This window comes from Acinetobacter sp. YH12086, from assembly GCF_013419345.1.
Lineage (GTDB): Bacteria > Pseudomonadota > Gammaproteobacteria > Pseudomonadales > Moraxellaceae > Acinetobacter > Acinetobacter amyesii.
On the sequence record NZ_VPAF01000002.1, the window covers coordinates 216,762 to 237,678 of the forward strand.

Genomic DNA, 20,917 nt, shown 5'->3' on the forward strand with positions numbered 1-20,917 from the left:
GCAGCTCAATTTGTTATAAATAAAAAAGCACACAACAAAAAATAGACCTTATGAAAACGCCTGTTCCAGATTATTTACAGCATGTCCTCAATGCATGCGATGCCAATCAGCACGGAGCTTTGGCAGATTATATTCCTGAGTTAGCTAACGCCAATCCGAATAGACTGGCTTTGGCACTGTCTACCGTAGATGGCACGATTTATTCCACGGGTGATGACGAAGTCGAGTTCACCATTCAGTCGATGTCTAAACCTTTTGCTTATGCCTTAGCGATTCGTCATCTTGGCTTGGATAGCGTTTTACAAAAGGTCGGTGTCGAGCCATCGGGAGAGGCGTTTAATCAAATTGCACTCGATCCACAAAGCAATACCCCGAAAAACCCGATGATCAATTCGGGAGCAATCACCACACATGCACTTTTACCGCATGACGAACACAGCACTCGAGCTGAAAAACTCCGTGAATTTTTAAGTGAACTGGCAGGGCGTGAGCTGAGTTTTGATGAAGCGGTTTACCAGTCTGAAGTGAAGACGGCTTTTCGAAATTTGTCGATTGGTTACATGCTGCGCACAGTCGGTGTACTTGAAGAAGACCCTGAAGATGTGGTGAATGGTTACATTCGTCAGTGTGCAATATTAGTGACGGTTAAAGATTTGGCAAAAATGGCCAGTGTGCTTGCCAATGGTGGTGTGCAAGCAGCCGCAGGTAAACGGTTGCTGTCACGTTCGGTGGTGCGCCAAGTGTTGAGTGTGATGATGACTTGCGGCATGTATGATGCAGCGGGTGATTGGCTGACAACGGTCGGTATTCCTGCAAAAAGTGGTGTGGCCGGTGGCATCATGGGGGCTTTGCCAGGGCAGGTTGGGCTGGCAGTCTTTAGTCCGAAACTCGATACACATGGGAATAGTGTTCGAGGCGTCGAAATATTTGAACGACTGTCGAAGGACATGGGACTGCATGTCATGGAGGGAACACCTTCAGCGCAAACGATCGTCCAAAGTCGCTATACCTGCGGTATTGATCATTCGGTGGTGGTGTATGAACTGCGCGGCGTTTTGCAATTTACTGAGTCGGAAATGTTGCTGCGGATCTTAGAGGATGAACCTGTTGCGAATAACCATATCGTTTTAGATCTGACCAATATTTCTTTGATACACGATGTTGGTGTCCGAATGCTCTTTGACGGTGTAGATCGCTTGATTGCAGATGGTCATCGCGTGGTGGTGATCGACTCAGAACATCTCTTGGAACAAAGTCGAAGTCATGCAGGGCATGAGGTGGTGGTTCGGGAAGAGCTGAGTCAATATTTACAACGGTTTGAGCGTTAATGGATAAAAATCCATTGTTGATTCATACAAGGTGCTCATAAGTTTCGTGCTTAGATCGGCTATAATTTTCTTTTTGCGTTAAATTTGCTTATGTCTTTTGAGTTAAAAGTCAGTCTACTCCCGAGTGCTGAAGCTTTATCCCCACAGCATAAAAAGCTGAATAAACTGATTGAGCAAATCGAACAGCAAAAGCTGGATTTAGCGCTTTGGCAAAATGCCAAAAGTGAGATTCAGAGTTATATTCAGTTAAAACTAGTACCGATCTATCGTGATTTGCATGCGGTGTACTACCGTCAACTAACTCAGCTTTGGCAGCATCTACAGCAAGAAGACTTTGCCAAAGCAGATTTAGCTCAGCTGGATGCAAAGCTTGCGAAACTGGCAAAGCAGCTGAAAAAATCCAACTACTTAAATACTGCTGAACTGGAAAAGGTTGCAGAGGTGGATGCTTTTTATCAGCAGCATCATGCACATAACCTAAAGCCAAATAAAAAAGCCAAGTCAGCACAAGCAGAACAGAGCAAAGTAGAAGGTCATGTTGATATAGAACAAGAAACAGAAGAAGAATACGAGTCTTATGAAGAGTGGGACAGCGAACAATATCAACGTGAGAAAGAAGAGCATCAGCGGAAACGCTTAGCGCAAAAGCGTGAACAAGCTGAAAAGTTAGTGAACCAATCACTGAAAACCGTGTATTTAAAAATCACTGCCATGATTCACCCTGACCGTGAACCTGATGAAACTAAAAAAACGGAAAAAACTGAATTGCTGCAAGTGGTGAACCAAGCTCATGAAGCACAGGATTTGTTTTATTTATTAAAGCTGCAATTACAGCTTGAAACCAATAAAGGCAAAAGCCCTAAAGCCTTAACGGATGAACATTTAAAGTTTTATAAAATGGCTTTAGAGGCGCAAAGCCAGCGCCTTGTAAGTCAAATTGATGACATTACAGATAGTTTTCACTGGAGTGAAAAGCCGAAGCCGAAAAATATGCAGGTCAAAGATGTGTATAAGGTGATTGATGGCGATGTCTCAGTGCTGAAAGAACAAGTGAGGTGGGAAAAAGAACGACTGAAATATATGGAAAAGGTGAAAGGGTTGGAAGTGTTGTTGGAGAATGGGATGCTTTGATACTTTTTTCATTAAAAGCACGTTTCCCTAACCCTCACTTGCGCTTCGTTTTAAAGCAGTGCTTTAAAACTCGCTCAGGAGAGGGAGCTGCATCTAATTAAATACCGTCAATTGGCTTAATAATGAATATTCCCTCTCCTTGTAGGAGAGGGCTAGGGAGAGGTAATAAAATTTGATAATCTAAATAAAATAATAAAAAGCAAAATGCAATGAACAATAAACTCGACCCCCAACTTTTAATATTCGCCAAATCCATGCGCCACACCGCCACCGATGCTGAAAATATGATGTGGCAAATACTTCGTGCCAAGCGTTTTATGAACCTTAAATTCCGTCGTCAGCATGTGATTGAACCGTATATTGTGGATTTTTACTGTCATGAAATTGGTTTGGTCATTGAATTAGATGGTAGTCAGCATGGAATTGATGATGCTATTGAATATGATGCTGAGCGGACGAAATTTTTAGAGGCTTTAGGTTTAAAGGTGGTGCGGTATTGGAATAATGATGTGTTGGTTGGGACGGATATGGTGTTGGAAGATTTGTGGCAGAGTTGTACTGAATTAAAAAATACCTCTCCCTAACCCTCTCCTAAGAGGAGAGGGAATATTCATTACTAAACTCACGCAAGCATAAGATCAAATGACAGCTCCCTCTCCCTATGGGAGAGGGTTGGGGTGAGGGTAAAGAATTGAATTCAATAAAAAGAATATTTGGATTATAGTAATGGATAATAAGATAATTTAAATAAATTAAGGAGTTGGGGTGAATACTAAAGTTGATATAAAGACTAAAGAAGATCATGGTCATTGGTATGATAATAATATTGATCCCTATAAAGGTTTAGCAGAAATTATTGCTGTGACTTTAAAAAATTCTTTAATTTCACAAAATATTAGTTTTGTGGATGTACCTTATCGTTCAAAAACAAAGAAAAGCTTTTTAAAGAAAATTCAGGACAAACTGACAGAAAAAGATTACAGCCCTGCATCTATGACTGATTTGGCTGGTGTCCGTGTTATTACATTAATTGAATCAGATGTACAAAAAGTCTGTACTCTTATTGAGTCAATGTTTCACGTCCATAAAGCAGATAGTGTGAATAAATCTGAAAATTTAGGAGAGGAAAAAGTAGGTTATCGTTCAGTTCATTTTGTATGTGATGTAGGAAGAAATCGAGAAAAATTACCTGAATTTTCAGCTTATAAAGGGTTGTGTTTCGAAATACAGGTTAGAACAGCATTAGAACACGCATGGGCTGAAATCGAACATGATAGAGGATATAAGTTAGGTGGTAAATTACCTTCACATTTAAATCGGCGATTTAAATTACTTTCAGGATTGCTAGAATCTGCTGATCTTGAATTTAATAGATTAACTGTCGAAATAGAAGAATATGCGAAAAAGCTTAATGATAGTATAAAGAAAGATAATCTGGAGTTTGAAGTCACTAGTATTGGTTTAAAGACATTATTAGCTGATAATTATGATAAATATGTGGATATAGAACATGAATTAATAAATAGTAATTATATTAATTTAGCTGTTAAGGAGCTAAATCAATTTGGTATAAATAGTCTTAATGATTTAGATCAATTGATAGAAAACTATACATCTACATATCAATTTAGGGAAAGAACGACTGTTATCGGATTTGTCAGATTTTTAATGATGTTTATAGATCTAAAAAAATATTTTGATAATGTTTATAAAAAATCTGGTGAAAAGTGGGGTGGTTTGATAAGTGAGCATATCGATTACTTAGAGCAAAAATATTCTCGTGAAGAAATAGAAAAAGTTTTAGAAGACAATAATATAAAAATTATAAATCTTTGAAATAAAAAATCCCCTCGCTAAGAGGGGATTTTTTTGAATCAAACCACAGCATTACAGCGCTGCAATTTGCTCCATATTCGCTTTAATCTTCGCTAACTGATCAGCAAATTCAGCAAGTTTCACTTTCTCGCCTTCAACCACAGCAGCAGGCGCTTTCGCCACAAAACCTTCATTGCCAAGTTTAGTGGCAATTTGGTCATGTTGTTTTTGAACCTTGTCTAAGTCTTTTTGTAGACGACCCAATTCCGCTTTAGGGTCAATTAAGCCCTTCATTGGAACGAATACAGACACATGACCAACAACAGATGAAGAAGATAATGGCGGTTGTTCGCCGTCAGAAAGGAAAGTAATACTTTCAACTTTAGCCAAAGCTTTAAACAATGGTTCAATACGAGCGATTTGCGCTTTTTCAGCATCAGTGGTGTTTTGCAGAAGAACAGGCAACAAACGAGCATTACCTAGACCCATCTCACCACGGATGTTACGTACCGCACCAATCAAACCTTGCAGCCATTGCATATCAGCTTCAGCTTGGTCGTTAATGAGTGCTTGCTCAGCAACAGGGTACTGCGCCAACATAATCGTTTCGCCAGAAATGTTGAGTTTCGGCGCAAGCGTTTGCCAGATTTCTTCTGTTAGGTAAGGCATCAACGGATGAGCCAAACGTAAAGACGCTTCCATTACAGAAAGAAGAACACGACGCACTTCAGCTTTACGCTCAACCGATACGTTTTCGTCATTTAGAACTGGTTTAGTTAATTCAACATACCAGTCACAGTATTCATTCCAAATGAACTCATAAATCGCTTGTGCAGCCAAGTCTAAGCGGTACGTTGCAAACGCAGTTTGCACCGCTTGTTCCGCTTTTTGCAGACGGCTAACAATCCACTGTTCAGGCAATTCCCAAAGGTCTTGACGTACGTCTTGACCAATCACTTGCTCTTCGCAGTTCATCATCACGAAACGGGTAGCGTTCCAGATTTTATTCGCGAAGTTACGGTAACCTTCAACACGTTTCATGTCGAACTTGATGTCACGACCTGTGTTTGCAAGCGCACAGAATGTGAAACGAACCGCATCTGTACCGTAAGATTGAATACCTTCAGGGAATTCTTTACGTGTTGATTTTTCAATCTTCGCTGCTTGTTTCGGGTTCATCAAACCTGTGGTACGTTTTTGTACTAAAGTTTCAAGATCAACACCGTCAATCAAATCTAATGGGTCAAGCACGTTGCCCTTAGATTTAGACATTTTCTGACCTTCGCCATCACGTACCAAACCGTGAACGTACACCGTTTTGAACGGAACTTGAGGTGTGCCGTCTTCATTTTTCATGAAGTGCATGGTCATCATGATCATGCGGGCAACCCAGAAGAAGATGATGTCGAAACCTGTTACTAGTACATCAGTCGGGTGGAAAGTATTTAAGAAGTAGTTTTCTTTATCTTTCGCAGCGTCACCAGTCCAACCTAAAGTTGAGAACGTCCAAAGACCAGAAGAGAACCATGTATCAAGCACGTCTTCGTCTTGTTTCAATTCAACTTCAGGTGCAATGCCGTTTTTCGCACGAACTTCAGCTTCATCACGACCTACAAATACGTTACCTTCAGCATCGTACCAAGCAGGGATACGGTGACCCCACCACAATTGACGCGAAATACACCAATCTTGGATGTTGTTCATCCAAGCCATGTACATGTTGCTGTATTGCTCAGGTACAAATTTGATCTCGCCATCTTTCACAGCTTTGATTGCAGGTTCAGCAAGCGGAGCGATCTTCACATACCATTGGTCAGTCAGTAATGGTTCAACGATCACACCTGAACGGTCACCGCGAGGTGGCTTCAAGGTATATGGTTGAATTTGGTCTAACCAGCCTTCAGCTTCCGCTTGAGCAACCAATTTTTTACGTGCTTCAAAACGTTCTAAACCAATGTAATCCGCAGGTGCAGGAATGGTTTTAGAAATTTGCTCGCCCGCTTTTGCGATGTATTCAAATTCAGCAAGAACTTCAGCATTTTTGTTGAAGATGTTGATGATTGGAAGTTCACAGCGTTTGCCCACTTCATAGTCATTGAAGTCGTGCGCAGGGGTGATTTTCACACAGCCTGTACCAAATTCTTTGTCTACATATTCGTCTTTTACGATAGGAACAGCACGGCCTGTAATAGGTAGGATGATGTTTTTGCCTACAAGCGCTGCATAACGCTCATCATCAAGCGCAACCGCAACAGCTGTATCGCCAAGCAATGTTTCAGGACGAGTGGTTGCAACTACGATGTGATCTTTACCGTCGTGAGTACGAAGTGACTTATCTTCAAAGAAATATTTGAAGTGCCACAGTGAACCTGCTTCTTCTTTATCAGACTCAACTTCTAGGTCAGAAAGGGCAGTTTGTAGTTTAGGGTCCCAGTTTACGAGGCGTTTACCACGGTAAATCAAGCCTTCTTCATGTAACTTAACAAATACTTCTTTAACCGCGTTAGAAAGACCCTCGTCCATGGTGAAGCGTTCACGTGACCAGTCTACAGATGAGCCTAGACGACGAATTTGACGGGTAATGTTACCGCCAGATTGTTCTTTCCATTCCCACACTTTTTCGATGAACTTTTCACGGCCAAGGTCGTGACGGCTGATGCCTTCAGCACCCAATTGACGTTCAACAACCATTTGCGTTGCGATACCTGCATGGTCGGTACCCGGCTGCCAAAGGGTATTTTTGCCAGACATGCGGTTATAACGAGTCAACGCATCCATAATGGCATTGTTGAAACCATGACCCATGTGCAAGCTACCAGTGACGTTTGGTGGCGGAATCATAATACAGAATGAATCACCTTTTTGAGATGGCTTGAAGTAGCCTCTCTCTTCCCAAGTCTTGTACCATTTTTTTTCGATCTCGGTCGGATCGTAGGTCGTAGCAATATTTTGCGCTGAATCAGTCATAGTCTAAACAGATCAAAAGTGGATAAAAAATTAGATCTATTGTAGCAAAAAAAATGGTGAATTAGGGATGTTGGGCGAATGTTAACTTTTAGGATTTGGCAGTAAATAAAAGAGTCCGTATGATAGGACCTAAGATAAGAAGTACCCATTGATCCCAAAACTAAGATAAAAGGAGCAATATCAAATGACTTATTCTATTTCTTTAAAGATTCAACCTACGACATATCAACGTTTTGAGACGATTCATCAAAAACTCAATGCAGGTGAAACAGAAAGTCAGTCCAAAGCCTTAGGGGATAATTTAGCGGATATTGCATGTGAAATTTTAGATCAAGTTTTTGGCCAAATGGCGCGCATGAATAAGTCTGGAGACAATGAATCCGAAAAAATTATTCAGCAAATACGTGAAACGACCCGTAAATATATGCCGTGGTCGGTGTCTTTTTTCAGCAATGACCGCCTTGTACCGATGGTAAATTATTTATATGGACGTTTTTACAGCGAAGATGGTCAGCATTATATGCATTATCCGATCGATGCCTCTTTAGCCACCGACTTGCTTGCCTATGTCAGTCAAATGAAAGAAGGGCAGAATCAATATGTCCCACTCGCATTGAAGGCATTTACACAAGTGGTCGATGCCGGGGTGACGCATTTGGTGCGAGAACCAAAAAAAATGCTGAAATTTAATATGGTGGTGGATAAAACTTTAACCGGTGTCATCAATCTCACCACGCAACTCGGATATAAACGCTTCGATAAACTCGGCAAAATTTATGATGCACAATCGATGAGTCAGTACTTTGATCATTTTATGGTGTTTTTGAACAATGAGCCTGTACTACGTAAAGCATAAAATACATATAAATGAATAAATTAGTTATTTAAAAGGATGTCAAAATGGTAAAACGTGATGATTTGAACGGAAAAGTGGTATGGATTACTGGGGCATCGTCAGGTTTGGGTGAAGCTTTAGCAAAAGAATGTGCTTTGCAAGGGGCGCAGGTCATTTTGACCGCACGTCGTTTTGAAGAGTTGGAAAAAGTCCGTGTTTCATTATTACATCCAGATCAGCATCTTTCAGTGTGTGCAGATATTACCAATGAAGAACAAGTTCGCCATGCTTATGAACAAGTCCTTGCGCATAAAGGTCGAATTGACTGGCTAATCAATAACGCGGGATTGAGTCAGCGTGCATTGATCACGGATACGACCATGCAAACTGAACGTGCCATCATGGAAGTAGATTATTTTTCTCAAGTCTATTTGACTAAAACCGTTTTACCGACTTTTTTAGCGCAAAAGTCGGGTCGAATTGCTTTTGTTTCAAGTGTTGCAGGCTTATTAGGGACACAGTACCGCGCGACCTATTCTGCTGCAAAAGCTGCCATTCATATGTGGGCGAACAGTCTACGTGCAGAAGTGGCAGATCAAGGGGTGGGCGTATCGGTGATATTCCCCGGATTTGTCAAAACCAATGTTTCATTTAATGCACTCAATGGTGCAGGAAAACCACAAGGGCATCAGGATGAAGCTATTGAAAATGGCTTGGAAGCCGATGAGTTTGCCGAAACGGTGGTGCAATCTTTGCAACGAGGGGAAGAATACATCGTGGTGGGTGGTTCTAAAGAAAAGCTCGGTGTTTGGGTATCTCGATTATCACCGACAACGTTGTATAAAATGATTCGTAAAACCAAAGTGAAGTAAGTTTTATCAAGTTTAAATTGTTTAAAAGTCACTTTTAAGAGTGACTTTTTTAATGAGTAACGAGATTATAAGAAATGAAAAAGAATAATTTTAACAAATGGGGAATAGCCATCATTTTGTGCGCAATCATTGGTGCAATCGGTACAGTGGCATATTTTTATTTTAAACAGAAAACTCAAAAAATTGAGCAGAAGTCAACGCTCGAAAAGCCTGAAAAAGAAATAGGAACTGTATCAGAACCAGTTATTGAATCTGTTGAGATTGAACCTAAAGTTGAAGCGGCGAGTGCAGAAGTTGTTATGCGAGGACCAAATGAGGGGTGGTTACCGATCGAAGCACTGTTTGATGAAAAAGGATTATTGAAGTCTGAGTATTACAGTCAAAATCCTCAAGATTCAGATGTTGATAAATTACCTTATAGCTCGAATAAAATTGGTGATTTTAAATGGCGAGCTGAATTTCATGCTGTTGATGATTTTAAAGGCGATCAGGCTAGATTCAAAGATCAATGTTTTGGATATTGTGTTTTAGTGAAAGGTAAGTTGCTGACCAGTGTTGAATCGACTGTATTTACGGGCGCATTTATTGCGAAAGATCATTTGATCGAAGTGATTGCACATAAGGGGAGTGGCGCATATATGCCTGTCAACTATAGCTTTATCAAAATCGACAAAGCTGGTAATGCAGAGTTAATCTCAGATGATCATAATTCTTACAAAGATCAATTGGCTCGTATCAATCATTCGGGACTCGAGATTGACTTAAAACCATTTAGAAAACTTCAATATTTTCTTCTAATGAATGAAAATGGTTTAAATGTGTCGATGCAAAAACCCAATAAGGTGGATGTCGAACCGACTCAGTGTAAAGAGTATTACGAAGGAACATTAGAGGCATGTCCAACTTTATATGGATGTAACGCTGACATTGTGGTGCAAGATCTAGCACGTGCTTATGCTGGAGATGTTGCATTTAGTTATCATGATCCAAATATTGATGAAAAGAAATTTAATGAAGTTTGCTTTAAAGTTTGTCGCAATGAAAATGTGAGTTATGAAGAGTTTGAAAACATATTGTGTAAAGTAAATTAAATAGTAAAAATGAATTGGGGAGAAGTAGAGAGATCAGATGTCTCTCTTTTGAATTGCAGTCCCATACGCAAAGACTTCGACCATGCCGCCTTGCATACCCAGCTCAGTGGTGCTTAAACGCAGACCCATAATTTGCGTTGCGCCCATTTTTTCAGCTTCTTGCTTTAAACGCACCACGGCTTCACGACGTGCCCGATCGACGATGCTTTCATAACTGGTTAAACGTCCGCCAAAGAAGTTCTGAATATTGGCAATCACATATTTAAAATAATCATGTGAAATCACTACATTACTCGAAATAAGTTGTCCGAAATGTTCAGTAGTTTTAAAGCGGTTGTTGTCTATTCGAATATGCGATAAACGTTTTTCTTGAGCTTCGAGTTCTTTGAGATGCTTTTGTTCGATATGGCGACCGAAGCCCCAACCAATACAAAAGAGCACCACAAAGATCAGGACTTTAAAAATAAAGGCATCCATGACTTAGTCCTGAGTTGGAAATGGGTCAGGGAGTTTTGCTGAGTTGGCTTCTACGCGAACTGCCGTGCCATATACAAATAATTCAGAGGCGCCTTGAGCAATATTTGAGGTTGAAAAACGGATACCGACGACCGCATTCGCGCCTAAGGCACGTGCTTTGTCAATCATACGGCTCATAGCTTCTTGACGGGATTCTTCGAGTAGTTCTGTATAACCTTTGAGTTCACCACCCACGATGTTTTTTAGGCCAGCCATAAAGTCACGACCAACATGTTTACTGCGGACAGTACTGCCATAAACGACATCAAGTTGTTGTGTAATGGTATGACCCGGAACAGATTCAAGATTACTTAAAAGCATTTTTAGTTATCAATATAAAAAGGTGAATTGAAGATAGGAAACTCTTCAGCAAAAAGCAATATGTTCATTTTTATTTTGTAGCTCCGATTTAAAAATGAAAAAGCCCACCGAAGTGAGCTTTTCAAATATTACGGGCTAGGCTAACTCAAATTATTGTTTTGATGCAGCTTTACGCTCAGCAGTAGAAGGTTGGTATTGCACAGCATCAGAAGTGTTGGCTTTGATACCACCACCAAGTGTTTTATACAATTCAACTTGGTTGTTGAGATTTGCTTGTTCAAGCAACAACAAACCTTGCTCAGCTGCATAAGATGCACGCTGCGCATCCAGCACAGTTAGGTAGCTATCAATACCAGCACGGAAGCGGGCATTTGATAGTTTGTAAGTTGTATTGGTTGCATCAACTAAACGGCGCTGTGCTGCAATACGGTCACCAATGTTTTGGCGAACTGCAAGCGCATCATTCACTTCACGGAAAGCTGACTGAACTGATTTTTCATAATCAGACAATGCAATTTTCTGGTCAGTTTCAGAAACTTTAATATTTGCCTGACGTGTACCCCAATCGAAGATTGGAATATCAAGGCTAGGGCCAGCAGACCATACAAAGTTGCCTGATTTAAATAGATCACCTAAGTCCGTTGAAGCATAACCCGCTGAACCTGTCAGACTAATAGTAGGGAACAGACGTGCTTTAGCTGCACCAATGTTCGCACCGGCAGCAGACAGTTTATATTCAGCTGCACGGACATCTGGACGGTTGTTCAACAAGTCACTTGGAATACCTGAACCAATGGTATTGGTCGAAGTAATTCGATTGACACGTTGGTTCGGCAGCAAGTTCGCAGGTACTTGTTGACCCACTAATAGATTCAATAAATTTTGCGCTTGAGCAATTTGAGTTTTGTAGTTCGCAACATCATTACGTGCAGTTTCTACAGAAATTTGAGCCTGACGAACAGGAACTTCACTGTCAATACCGACATCAAAACGCTTTTTGTTCAGGTTGTAAGATTCAAGCTGAGCCTTTAAGGTTTGATCTGCAAGCTTCAAGTTTGAGTTAGCGTATGCATAGTTTAACCATGCTTGAGCCACTTGACCGATCAACGCAATTTGTGTTGCATCACGGGCACTTGCAGTTGCAAGGTAACTGTCTAAAGCATTGTCTTTTAAGCTACGTACACGACCCCAAAAATCAAGTTCATAGGCAGTGACACCTAAACCGACATTATAAGAGGTGATAGGCTTTGAATTCATCGTGTCTTGACGAAGTACGCTACCACTTGCACCAATGGTTGGTAATTGACCATTGGCAGTGATTTGATACTGTTGCTGTGCACGTTCAATATTTAAAGCAGCCGTACGTAGGTCACGGTTATTGGCTAAAGCTAAGTCAAGAACTTGTACCAGACGTTGGTCAGCAAAGAAATCTTTATATCCTTGTTCAGCAACAGAAGTACCAGAAGCACTTGCTGTGTAGCTTTCGGGGATATTGGTCTGAACAACCGGCTCTGGACCACGCATGCTTTGGCAGGCAGCCAAAGCAAGCGCAAGTGAAGAAACCGCAATGCTACGACCTGCAATAGACCATACATTTTGCATCACGATAAATGCTCCTGATTATTTTGTTGTTTTGGTTTGTACTTAAAGATACTTCGGATCCATACGTAGAACACAGGAATAAAGAAGATACCAAGTAGGGTAGAACTGATTACGCCACCCAATACACCATAACCTACGGAGTGCTGGCTACCTGCACCTGCACCCGAAGAAAGCGCAAGCGGAAGTACACCAAAACCAAAGGCTAAAGTGGTCATGATAATTGGACGTAGACGCATTTTAGCGGCATGCAATGTTGCGTCAAACAGATCTTCACCTTTTTCTTGAAGTTCTTTGGCGAATTCTACGATCAAGATCGCATTCTTCGCGGACAAACCAATGACGGCAATAATAGCCACCTGGAAGTAAATGTTATTCGCCAAGTTTGGATTTTTGAAGAACACCATTCCAAGGAAAGTCAGTAATAACGCACCCAATACACCTAATGGTACAACCAGTAATACTGAGAACGGAATAGACCAGCTTTCATACAAGGCAGCAAGACATAGGAAGACGATTAACAATGAAAGTGCGTATAAGAATGGTGCTTGTGCGCCAGACTCACGTTCTTCTAGAGATAAACCAGTCCATTCATAGTCAAAGCCTTGAACGCCCTTCGAAGGAAGTTTTTGTACAATTTCTTCCATCGCTTTCATCGCATCGCCCGAACTTACACCCACACCCGGTGAACCTTGAATGTTCACAGATGCGATACCGTTATAACGTTCAAGACGCGGTGAACCATAAGTCCATTCACCAGTAGCGAAGGTCGAGAATGGAACCATTGTGCCTTGGTTGTTACGGACATACCACTGGCTCAGGTCTTCAGGCATCATACGTGCCGCAGCTTCACCTTGTACATAGACTTTCTTCACACGACCACGGTCAACGAAGTCATTGATGTAAGAACCACCCCATGCCATACCCATTGTGGTGTTAATCTCAGAAATACTCACACCCATTGCACCAGCTTGAGCTTGATCAATCGTGATTTTGTACTGTGGTGTATCTTCTTGACCGTTAGGACGAACACCCATGAGGCGTTTATCTTGAGCAGCCATACCGAGCACCATATTACGGGCATCGATAAGTTGTTGATGAGTTTGACCTGCAGAAGCTTTTAACTGCAAGTTGAAGCCGGCAGTTACACCCAATTCAGGCATTGCTGGTAATTGGATTGGCATGATGTATGAAGCATCCTTCACGATCATGTTCAATGCCATACCACGTTGAATAATCGCACCCACTTGAGATTCAGGTGATGTACGGTCTTCCCAATCTTTTAACTTGATGAATGCAAGACCTGCGTTTTGACCTACACCTGTGAACGAGAAACCGGCAACACTGAATACAGAATCGACATATTTTTCTTCGTTTTTCAGGAAGTAATCGGTCATTGCAGTGACAGTTTTATCCGTACGCTCAAGTGAGGCATTCGGTGGTAACTGTACCAGTGTCATTACAACACCTTGGTCTTCTTCAGGTAAGAATGATGATGGTAACTTTTGGAATAAAAGTACCAATAAGCCAATCACAACCGCATAAATCACACCAGAGAAAATCTTGTGGTGCGTCATGAAGTTCACGCCGCCTTGGTATTTATGCGCAACTTTATCAAAAGAGCTGTTAAACCAACGGAAGAAACGGGCAAAGATATTGTTGCTTTCTGGTTTGTTTGGATCATGTTGTTTCAACATGGTCGCACATAGGGCAGGGGTAAAGGTCAATGCTACAATCAATGACAGAATCATTGCTGTTACCAGCGTGATTGAGAACTGACGATAAATTACACCTGTCGTACCACCGAAGAATGCCATCGGCACGAATACAGCGGTTAACACAGAGGTAATACCGATTAAGGCACCCGAGATCTGTTTCATTGAGATTTCAGTTGCAGTCACTGGGTCAAGATGATCTTCAACCATGACACGTTCAACGTTCTCTACGACAACAATCGCATCATCCACGAGGAGACCAATCGCCAGTACCATCGCGAACATGGTGAGTGTGTTGATCGAGAAACCAAACATGTTAATGACAGCAAAAGTACCCAATACCACTACAGGTACAGCCAATGTCGGAATAATCGTTGCGCGCCAGTTCTGTAAGAATAAGAACATCACAAAGAATACAAGAATCACGGCTTCTACAAGGGTATGTACAACACTTTCAATCGATAACTTAATGAATGGAGTCGTATCAAATGCAAGCGTGTCTTTTAAACCTTCAGGGTAGTTTGGACGTAGTTCTTTTAAACGTGCTTCAACAGCTTCGGCTGTATCTAATGCGTTTGCACCAGTTGCTAGTTTGATCGCTACACCACCAGCAGGTTTGTTGTTGAACTTAGAGTCGAACTGATAGTTGTCAGCACCTAATTCAACACGTGCAACATCACCTAAACGTACTTGAGCACCATCACTACTGTTACGCAGGAAAATGTTTTTAAACTGCTCTGGTGTTTGCAACAAACTTTGTGCTGTAACTGTCGCGTTCAGTACTTGACCTTCAGTTGCAGGCGCACCGCCTAACTGACCAACAGCAACCTGAGCATTCTGTGTACGGATAGCCGCAGCCACATCACTCGGTGTAACTTTCAGGTTTGCCATTTTGGCTGGATCTAGCCAAATACGCATCGCATAAGAACCACCAAATACTTGGACTTCACCTACACCTGCCACACGACTGAGAGGTTCAGAAATATTCGAGTTTACATAGTCCTTAATGTCGTCCGCAGTCAACTTGCCCGACGGTGAGTGGAATGCTACAACTTGTAGGAAGCTTGCGCCAGATTTGGTGACTTTTACACCTTGACGTTGTACGTCTTCAGGTAATAGCGCTGTCGCAGACTGGAGTTTGTTTTGGACTTGAACTTGGGCGATATCTGGATCGATCCCTTGTTCAAAGTTCAATGTAATAGATGCTTGACCGTTACCCGCACTGTTTGACGAAATATAACGTAAGCCATCCAAACCATTCATTTGTTGTTCAATGATTTGGGTTACGGTGTTTTCAACTGTTTCTGCAGACGCACCAGGGTAAGTCGCAGATATTGAAACCGTTGGCGGCGCAATGGTCGGATACTGTGCAATTGGCATATTAGATAGCGTGAGTACACCCGCCAACATAATCACCAATGCAATCACCCACGCAAAAATGGGGCGATGAATAAAGAATTGAGCCATTCAGTCTACTCCTTATGCGTTTGAAGTAGCTTTTTGTTCAGATTTAGGTGCTGCTTGTTCTGCAACTTTAGCATCTGGCTTTGCTGCAGCAGGTTGTTGCGCACCTTGAGGTGCAGCAGCCTGAGGTTGATACGGTTTGGCTACAACTTGTTGTTCTGGCTTAACTTTCGCAATGCCGTCAACAATCACTTTATCGCCAGTGTTTAAGCCTTGAGTAACGATCCAATTCGAACCTTGCGTACCAACAGTGGTTACAGGACGAGATTCAACAGCACCTTTTGCATTTACAATCATTGCAATCGCTTGACCTGTAGGGGTACGCGTAATGGCAGCTTGTGGAATCAGGTAAGCATTTGGAATCACACCTTGAACGATGCGAGCATTGGCAAACATACCCGGAAGTAATAAATGATTCGGGTTAGAAAAAACAGCACGAAGTGTAACCGTACCTGTATCTGGGTTTACACTCGCATCAGAAAATGCAAGACGACCTTCAATTGGGTATTCGCTACCATCTTCAAGACGTAATTTCACTTTGGTGTTATTACTGCTGTCTAAGTTGCCTTGGCTTAATTGTTGACGTAAGCGAAGAAGTTCAGCACTTGATTGGTTAATGTCAACGTACATTGGATCAAGACGTTGAATTGTGACTAATGGATCAGCTTGAGATGCAGTAACTAATGCACCAGCAGTCACAGTTGAACGGTTTGTTTGACCCGAAATTGGCGCACGTACAGTTGAATAACCTAAATTAATTTCTGCATTTTTAAGTTCTGCCTGAGATGCAGCAACGTCTGCTTCAGCCAGTTTAACTTGAGCAACAATATCGTCGTATTCTTGTTTTGAAATCGCATTTGAGCCAACAAGCTGACGGTAGCGACCTTCTTTAACACGTAACACGCCTAAATTTGCTTGTTGACGTCTTAAAGCAGCACGAGCACTGTCAGCTGAAGCACGGTTTGTACGCGAGTCGATCTCGTACAAGGCTTGTCCTTCTCGAACATAGCTACCTTCTGCAAATAGACGTTTCAGTACTACACCACTGGTTTGTGGACGTACTTCTGAAATTTCATAGGCAGATGTACGGCCTGAAAGTTCAACAGATTGTTCAACGCTTTGCGGTTGGGCAACAATGACACCGACTTCAGTTGGTGGCATTTGCTGTGCAGCAGCAGCTTGCTGTGCATCTTTAGGATCTTTGCTACAACCAACAAGTGCAATACTTGTTGCCAATGCGCAAGCAGTCAGGGCGGGAGCCCAAAGCTTTGCAGACATCATTGTTCCACCTCAATTAGATATTTATCTAAATTATTCATTTGTTTACGCTTTACTGATTTTGATGTAACTCAAATAAAGTAGCGCGATCCAAATAAAACTTATGCTCCAACCGGATAAGACATCTGTCGGAAAATGAACCCCAACATATACTCGCGAAACACCCATACACAGCATCCATAACAATGCCAAAATGGTGATCAAGCGATGTTGAGCATGTTGTCGGTAAATCAAGATCATCAGACACGCAAGCGATGCAGCATAACAACTGTGTGCGCTTGGGAATGAACTCCCGTAAGACGCTACAAGATGGTACATTTCTGGGGGACGCGGTCTGGTGAACGTAAATTTAAGCAACCATGCAAGGCCGATACTTCCAAAGATCCCTATACTGATAAAAACAATCTCTGTGTATTTTTTATACCACGCAAAGTGTAAACACCATAGCGTGGTGAAAAATAATACAAAAGGCATGCCCCCTAGCGCCGAAAGTCCGATGGTAATTTGATTAAAAACAGCAATACGGTGCTGACTCATCCATTCCACGATACTTAAATCTAATAGATTTAAATAGCTAGAATAAAGCGACAACACACTGATAATTAATGCAAAAAAACCAACAAACAGTAGCGTTCGTGGCATATTTTATTCCTTGTCATTTTAACCGGTTTGAGCTCGGTTAATTAATGGACTAAAGTGTACTCATCAGTACACTTTATTTCAAGTATGTGTAAATCATACTGATTTTATTTTTTGCGTTCATTCACATCTTACTAAAATAAAACACAAATCTGCTAATGATTGTTCTTGCTGGCTTGTGTGCCATCTTCAACTTCAAGTGGGGTTTTCGGTGGCCAGAAAAAATCACTTGGTCGCGTTAGAAAATGAGTCATCACCAGTTTAGCCAGTGGTTTCCATTGTTCAAATCTTACGCGACGTGCCCGTAGTGCCACAATAATGGTTAACGTGAAACTGACGAATAAGTTGGTAAGACCGATCAGAATAACCCCTAAGAATGACACAATGATTAAGCCAATGTCTGGTGAACCATTAATATTGATGAGGCCTTGAATGAAGTTGGCCGAGGCGAAGGCGATATGGCGAATATCTAAAGGTAAACCAAAAATAAATCCAATTGTTCCCATACTGCCCAGCATGATCCCGAATAAGAAGTTACCTGCTAAAGCACCTAAGTTTCGCTCAATGTAAGCGGCAAGCTTATCCAGTCTCTCTTGACCCATGATGCGTTTTAACTTTGGATGTGCTTGAATCCGTGGTCCAACTTTGCGATAGATCGCCATGTTGTCAAAGTACCCAGCAAGCAAACCTGATAAAAACAAACATACTCCAGCTATCGCAGCATGTGGCACAGCCAGTGAGGTAAATGGATTGAGGTCGTGTAAGGTTTTAGCTGCTTTTGCATGATTCATTAATGGCTCATGTAAAGCCATGTCCCAACTTAATGCGATCAATGCTGCAACAGGAATCGCAATACTGATGTTGCCTAAGATTGCAATAAACTGGGTTCGAATGATATTAATAATCAGCGCGGCAAGCTCGGCAATCTGCGCCATTTTCGAGCCTTTACGATGCTGAACCGTCGAGGCAAGGGCGGCAGCTGTCATCGCAGGCTGTTTAGTGGCAACAGTAAAATGTAAGACATGAATCAGCATAAAGCCGAAAGAGTAGTTCAGACTATATGAAATGGCTTGCATGAGCGGTGCCATGCTGACACGGGCCATCAGCACTTTTAAAGTTGCCATACATGCAATGATCACACCGGCACCTGCCGCAGATCGGTACATGCTCATAAAGCCTTGTTTGTCCGTACTTACATAGTGTTCGCCAGTTTTACTTGCGTTTTCGGTGACTTGTAGGGCAACCAATTCACTATTGGTGGCGAGCAAATCGCGCACACTGCGCTCGCTATAAATCGCTGACGTCACATCACTGAGTAAACTACCCATAGACACATAGCGGACATCATCTTCTTCAACAATCAGGTTGAGTAAGATTTCTAAGCGATCTAAACACTGTTCTAAAAGCGACAATAAGTAAGTCAGGCTGACACTTACACCAATTCGTTTGGTCGCACGCCGAATCTTCAGCACCACATCACGACATTGTTCCAGCATTACCAACGCTTGAGAAGCATCTGGCGGTAGCACAGCACTCATTTCTTCAGCACTTTGATGGAGCTTTTTATACTGCTGAATAAAATCGTTTATTTCGCGGTTTTGCACCAAAAAAGGTGATTCATATTCTGTCAGTTCAGGCTGTGCATTAATAAATTCAGGATATAAGCCAATACCACTTACCCGATAGGACAAAACGGTAATGGCTTTAATTAACTCACGGCGAATTTTCTTTTTTTCTTCCTGATTGCTATGACCTTGATTAAATAGTCGAAATAGCTGCACCCATTGCTGATCATCAATACTGTCCAGCCAATATTTGTCGCTATGACGATAAAAAACTCGACGGACTAAATCTTGTAATTGAGTTTCGTCATTGATCAGAGGAAGAAAATGTGCGCCAAGCCGTTGGAACAGTTGTCCCCAGAAACCATCGAGAGACAAAATACCCGTGTCCGCATATAAACTGGTTTGTTTATATCGGCTAATGAGCTTTAGGACAAAACTTTGCAGGGTAGAGGCTGCATCTGGCGTGATGAGTAAAGCTTGGATGAAAGCCTGAAATTTTTTCTTAATTTCGTCGGTATTTTTTGTATCTTCTGGTCGAATTCGGTTGACCAATTCGATCAGCAAGTTTTCATCCAGCACAGCCCGAGGGGTATCGAGCTGTTGCTGCATGGTCAAAAAGATATCATTGAGTTTTATATGCATAGGCAAGGGGAATTACGATGAATATTGTTAATTATTGAATTCGGTGTAATGCCAAGTTTGCGAGGTTGATTAAAGCTTGACGATATTCAGTATCTGGTAGCGCTGCTAAAGCGGCTAGTGCTGCCTCAGTTTCTTCAGTCGCTCGTTGGCTACAATAATCAAGTGCCCCAGAGCTTTGTACAATCTGAATAACACGCTCTAAATCTGCCGTACCACCTGTGGCAATACTGCGGCGAATAATGTCATGTTCTTCGCCAGTGGTATTCTTTAAGGCAGAGATTAAAGGTAAAGTTGGTTTACCTTCCATCAAATCATCACCAATATTTTTACCTAATGTTTCAGCATCTGAGGTGTAATCTAAAATATCGTCAATAATTTGAAAGGCATTTCCAAAGTGTCCCGCAAATTTTCTAAGCGGTTCACGGTACTCTGGTGTACCCGTCAGAATCGCTGCACCTTCGGTAGCGAGCTCAAATAAACGCGAAGTTTTACCGTGAATAATATCTAAATAGGTTTGTTCAGTAGTTTCGGGTTGGTGCTGTGATTGAAGTTGTAAAACTTCACCTTCAGCAATTTCACAGGTACCCGTTGAAAAGTCTTTGAGTAATACTTTGCTGTCTAGATCCACCAATAAATCAAAAGCTCGTGAAATTAGAAAATCCCCCACAAGTACGGCAGTTTGATTATTCCATGTCGCATTTGCGGTTGGGCGACCACGGCGTAAACCCGATTCATCGACTACGTCGTCATGTACCAAGGTTGCGGTATGTAGCATTTCAATAATTGCTGCAAGTTTACGGTGTTTTTCTAAATCTTCTGCGCCACATGCCTTTGCTGCAAGTAAGCACATAATGGGACGCATGCGTTTACCGCCTGCTTCAACTACATGTTTACTGACTGCCATGACCAAGGCAACTTTAGACGTGATCCCTTCATTAATAAATTTGTCCATCGCAGCAAAGTCAGTAGCAACAGGCGCGAGAATATCTTGCTTAAAGTCGATGGTCATATGAAGAGAAACCTCAATAATTTTTGAATTACAGACGTAGTGTAGCAATTTGTTATATGAATAACAGATAAGAACTTACTCAATTGACTTAATCTTAAGTGATTTTTTTCATCAAGCGGAAGTATTGTAC

At 41.7% G+C, this 20,917-nt stretch carries 16 protein-coding genes; 7 read left to right on the top strand and 9 right to left on the bottom strand.

What is annotated here, in order from left to right; all coding sequences use genetic code 11:
• Nucleotides 1-50 precede the first annotated feature (50 nt).
• The 4 genes from FTU29_RS04270 (at nt 51) to FTU29_RS04285 (ending at nt 4,295) form a co-directional block, all read left to right on the top strand.
• Nucleotides 51-1,328: a glutaminase gene (locus tag FTU29_RS04270; RefSeq protein WP_180120574.1), complete on the top strand. Its 1,278-nt coding sequence runs from the start codon at nt 51-53 to the stop codon at nt 1,326-1,328.
• Nucleotides 1,329-1,418: 90 nt separating this feature from the next.
• Nucleotides 1,419-2,459, top strand: coding sequence for a molecular chaperone DnaJ (locus FTU29_RS04275; protein WP_180120576.1), 1,041 nt, complete (start codon nt 1,419-1,421; stop codon nt 2,457-2,459).
• A 209-nt stretch (nt 2,460-2,668) separates the two neighbouring features.
• Nucleotides 2,669-3,043 (top strand): endonuclease domain-containing protein, encoded by a 375-nt coding sequence (locus FTU29_RS04280; protein WP_180120578.1) that lies wholly within the window; start codon nt 2,669-2,671, stop codon nt 3,041-3,043.
• A 181-nt stretch (nt 3,044-3,224) separates the two neighbouring features.
• Entirely contained in the window at nt 3,225-4,295 is a 1,071-nt protein-coding gene (locus FTU29_RS04285; RefSeq protein WP_180120580.1) for a GTP pyrophosphokinase, read from the top strand.
• Between the two features lie 51 nt (nt 4,296-4,346).
• On the opposite strand, the gene FTU29_RS04290 is transcribed toward FTU29_RS04285, so the two are convergent.
• A complete protein-coding gene (locus tag FTU29_RS04290; RefSeq protein WP_180120586.1) occupies nt 4,347-7,241 on the bottom strand; it encodes a valine--tRNA ligase in 2,895 nt (964 codons plus the stop codon).
• A 184-nt stretch (nt 7,242-7,425) separates the two neighbouring features.
• Here FTU29_RS04290 and FTU29_RS04295 point away from each other — a divergent pair, with 184 nt between their 5' ends.
• The 3 genes from FTU29_RS04295 to FTU29_RS04305 all read left to right on the top strand — a co-directional run bounded on the left by FTU29_RS04295 (nt 7,426) and on the right by FTU29_RS04305 (nt 10,039).
• Nucleotides 7,426-8,097 (top strand): hypothetical protein, encoded by a 672-nt coding sequence (locus tag FTU29_RS04295; protein WP_180093791.1) that lies wholly within the window; start codon nt 7,426-7,428, stop codon nt 8,095-8,097.
• A 44-nt stretch (nt 8,098-8,141) separates the two neighbouring features.
• A complete protein-coding gene (locus FTU29_RS04300) occupies nt 8,142-8,948 on the top strand; it encodes an SDR family oxidoreductase (RefSeq protein ID WP_180120588.1) in 807 nt (268 codons plus the stop codon).
• Between the two features lie 74 nt (nt 8,949-9,022).
• Nucleotides 9,023-10,039, top strand: coding sequence for a hypothetical protein (locus FTU29_RS04305; RefSeq protein WP_180120590.1), 1,017 nt, complete (start codon nt 9,023-9,025; stop codon nt 10,037-10,039).
• A gap of 33 nt (nt 10,040-10,072) precedes the next feature.
• Here the strand turns inward: FTU29_RS04305 and FTU29_RS04310 are convergent, their stop codons facing one another.
• The 8 genes from FTU29_RS04310 to sdsA form a co-directional block, all read right to left on the bottom strand.
• Nucleotides 10,073-10,516: a YbjQ family protein gene (locus tag FTU29_RS04310; RefSeq protein WP_180120592.1), complete on the bottom strand. Its 444-nt coding sequence runs from the start codon at nt 10,514-10,516 to the stop codon at nt 10,073-10,075.
• A 3-nt stretch (nt 10,517-10,519) separates the two neighbouring features.
• Nucleotides 10,520-10,876 (bottom strand): YbjQ family protein, encoded by a 357-nt coding sequence (locus FTU29_RS04315; protein WP_078192212.1) that lies wholly within the window; start codon nt 10,874-10,876, stop codon nt 10,520-10,522.
• Nucleotides 10,877-11,026: 150 nt separating this feature from the next.
• On the bottom strand, nt 11,027-12,478 hold the full coding sequence (gene adeK, locus FTU29_RS04320) for a multidrug efflux RND transporter AdeIJK outer membrane channel subunit AdeK (protein WP_180005082.1): 1,452 nt from the start codon (nt 12,476-12,478) through the stop codon (nt 11,027-11,029).
• Nucleotides 12,478-15,657, bottom strand: coding sequence for an efflux RND transporter permease subunit (locus FTU29_RS04325; protein WP_180120594.1), 3,180 nt, complete (start codon nt 15,655-15,657; stop codon nt 12,478-12,480). Before FTU29_RS04325 ends, adeK begins: the two co-directional genes overlap by 1 nt.
• A 12-nt stretch (nt 15,658-15,669) precedes the next feature.
• The gene (locus FTU29_RS04330) at nt 15,670-16,935 is read right to left on the bottom strand and encodes an efflux RND transporter periplasmic adaptor subunit (RefSeq protein WP_180076725.1); all 1,266 of its coding nucleotides are present in this window, start codon (nt 16,933-16,935) and stop codon (nt 15,670-15,672) included.
• A gap of 42 nt (nt 16,936-16,977) precedes the next feature.
• Entirely contained in the window at nt 16,978-17,574 is a 597-nt protein-coding gene (locus FTU29_RS04335) for a phosphatase PAP2 family protein (RefSeq protein WP_180120596.1), read from the bottom strand.
• 152 nt (nt 17,575-17,726) lie between these two features.
• Nucleotides 17,727-19,778 (bottom strand): site-specific recombinase, encoded by a 2,052-nt coding sequence (locus FTU29_RS04340; protein ID WP_180120598.1) that lies wholly within the window; start codon nt 19,776-19,778, stop codon nt 17,727-17,729.
• Between the two features lie 31 nt (nt 19,779-19,809).
• Nucleotides 19,810-20,787, bottom strand: coding sequence for an All-trans-nonaprenyl-diphosphate synthase (gene sdsA / locus FTU29_RS04345; RefSeq protein ID WP_078191391.1), 978 nt, complete (start codon nt 20,785-20,787; stop codon nt 19,810-19,812).
• Between the last annotated feature and the right edge of the window lie 130 nt (nt 20,788-20,917).

Coding starts and splice junctions, on each gene's coding strand:
- FTU29_RS04305 (WP_180120590.1), top strand. CDS start 9,023: ATGAAAAAGAATAATTTTAACAAATGGGGAATAGCCATCATTTTGTGC.
- FTU29_RS04315 (WP_078192212.1), bottom strand. CDS start 10,876: ATGCTTTTAAGTAATCTTGAATCTGTTCCGGGTCATACCATTACACAA.
- FTU29_RS04275 (WP_180120576.1), top strand. CDS start 1,419: ATGTCTTTTGAGTTAAAAGTCAGTCTACTCCCGAGTGCTGAAGCTTTA.
- FTU29_RS04300 (WP_180120588.1), top strand. CDS start 8,142: ATGGTAAAACGTGATGATTTGAACGGAAAAGTGGTATGGATTACTGGG.
- FTU29_RS04340 (WP_180120598.1), bottom strand. CDS start 19,778: ATGCATATAAAACTCAATGATATCTTTTTGACCATGCAGCAACAGCTC.
- FTU29_RS04325 (WP_180120594.1), bottom strand. CDS start 15,657: ATGGCTCAATTCTTTATTCATCGCCCCATTTTTGCGTGGGTGATTGCA.
- FTU29_RS04330 (WP_180076725.1), bottom strand. CDS start 16,935: ATGATGTCTGCAAAGCTTTGGGCTCCCGCCCTGACTGCTTGCGCATTG.
- adeK (WP_180005082.1), bottom strand. CDS start 12,478: ATGCAAAATGTATGGTCTATTGCAGGTCGTAGCATTGCGGTTTCTTCA.
- FTU29_RS04270 (WP_180120574.1), top strand. CDS start 51: ATGAAAACGCCTGTTCCAGATTATTTACAGCATGTCCTCAATGCATGC.
- FTU29_RS04280 (WP_180120578.1), top strand. CDS start 2,669: ATGAACAATAAACTCGACCCCCAACTTTTAATATTCGCCAAATCCATG.
- FTU29_RS04335 (WP_180120596.1), bottom strand. CDS start 17,574: ATGCCACGAACGCTACTGTTTGTTGGTTTTTTTGCATTAATTATCAGT.
- FTU29_RS04290 (WP_180120586.1), bottom strand. CDS start 7,241: ATGACTGATTCAGCGCAAAATATTGCTACGACCTACGATCCGACCGAG.
- sdsA (WP_078191391.1), bottom strand. CDS start 20,787: ATGACCATCGACTTTAAGCAAGATATTCTCGCGCCTGTTGCTACTGAC.
- FTU29_RS04310 (WP_180120592.1), bottom strand. CDS start 10,516: ATGGATGCCTTTATTTTTAAAGTCCTGATCTTTGTGGTGCTCTTTTGT.
- FTU29_RS04295 (WP_180093791.1), top strand. CDS start 7,426: ATGACTTATTCTATTTCTTTAAAGATTCAACCTACGACATATCAACGT.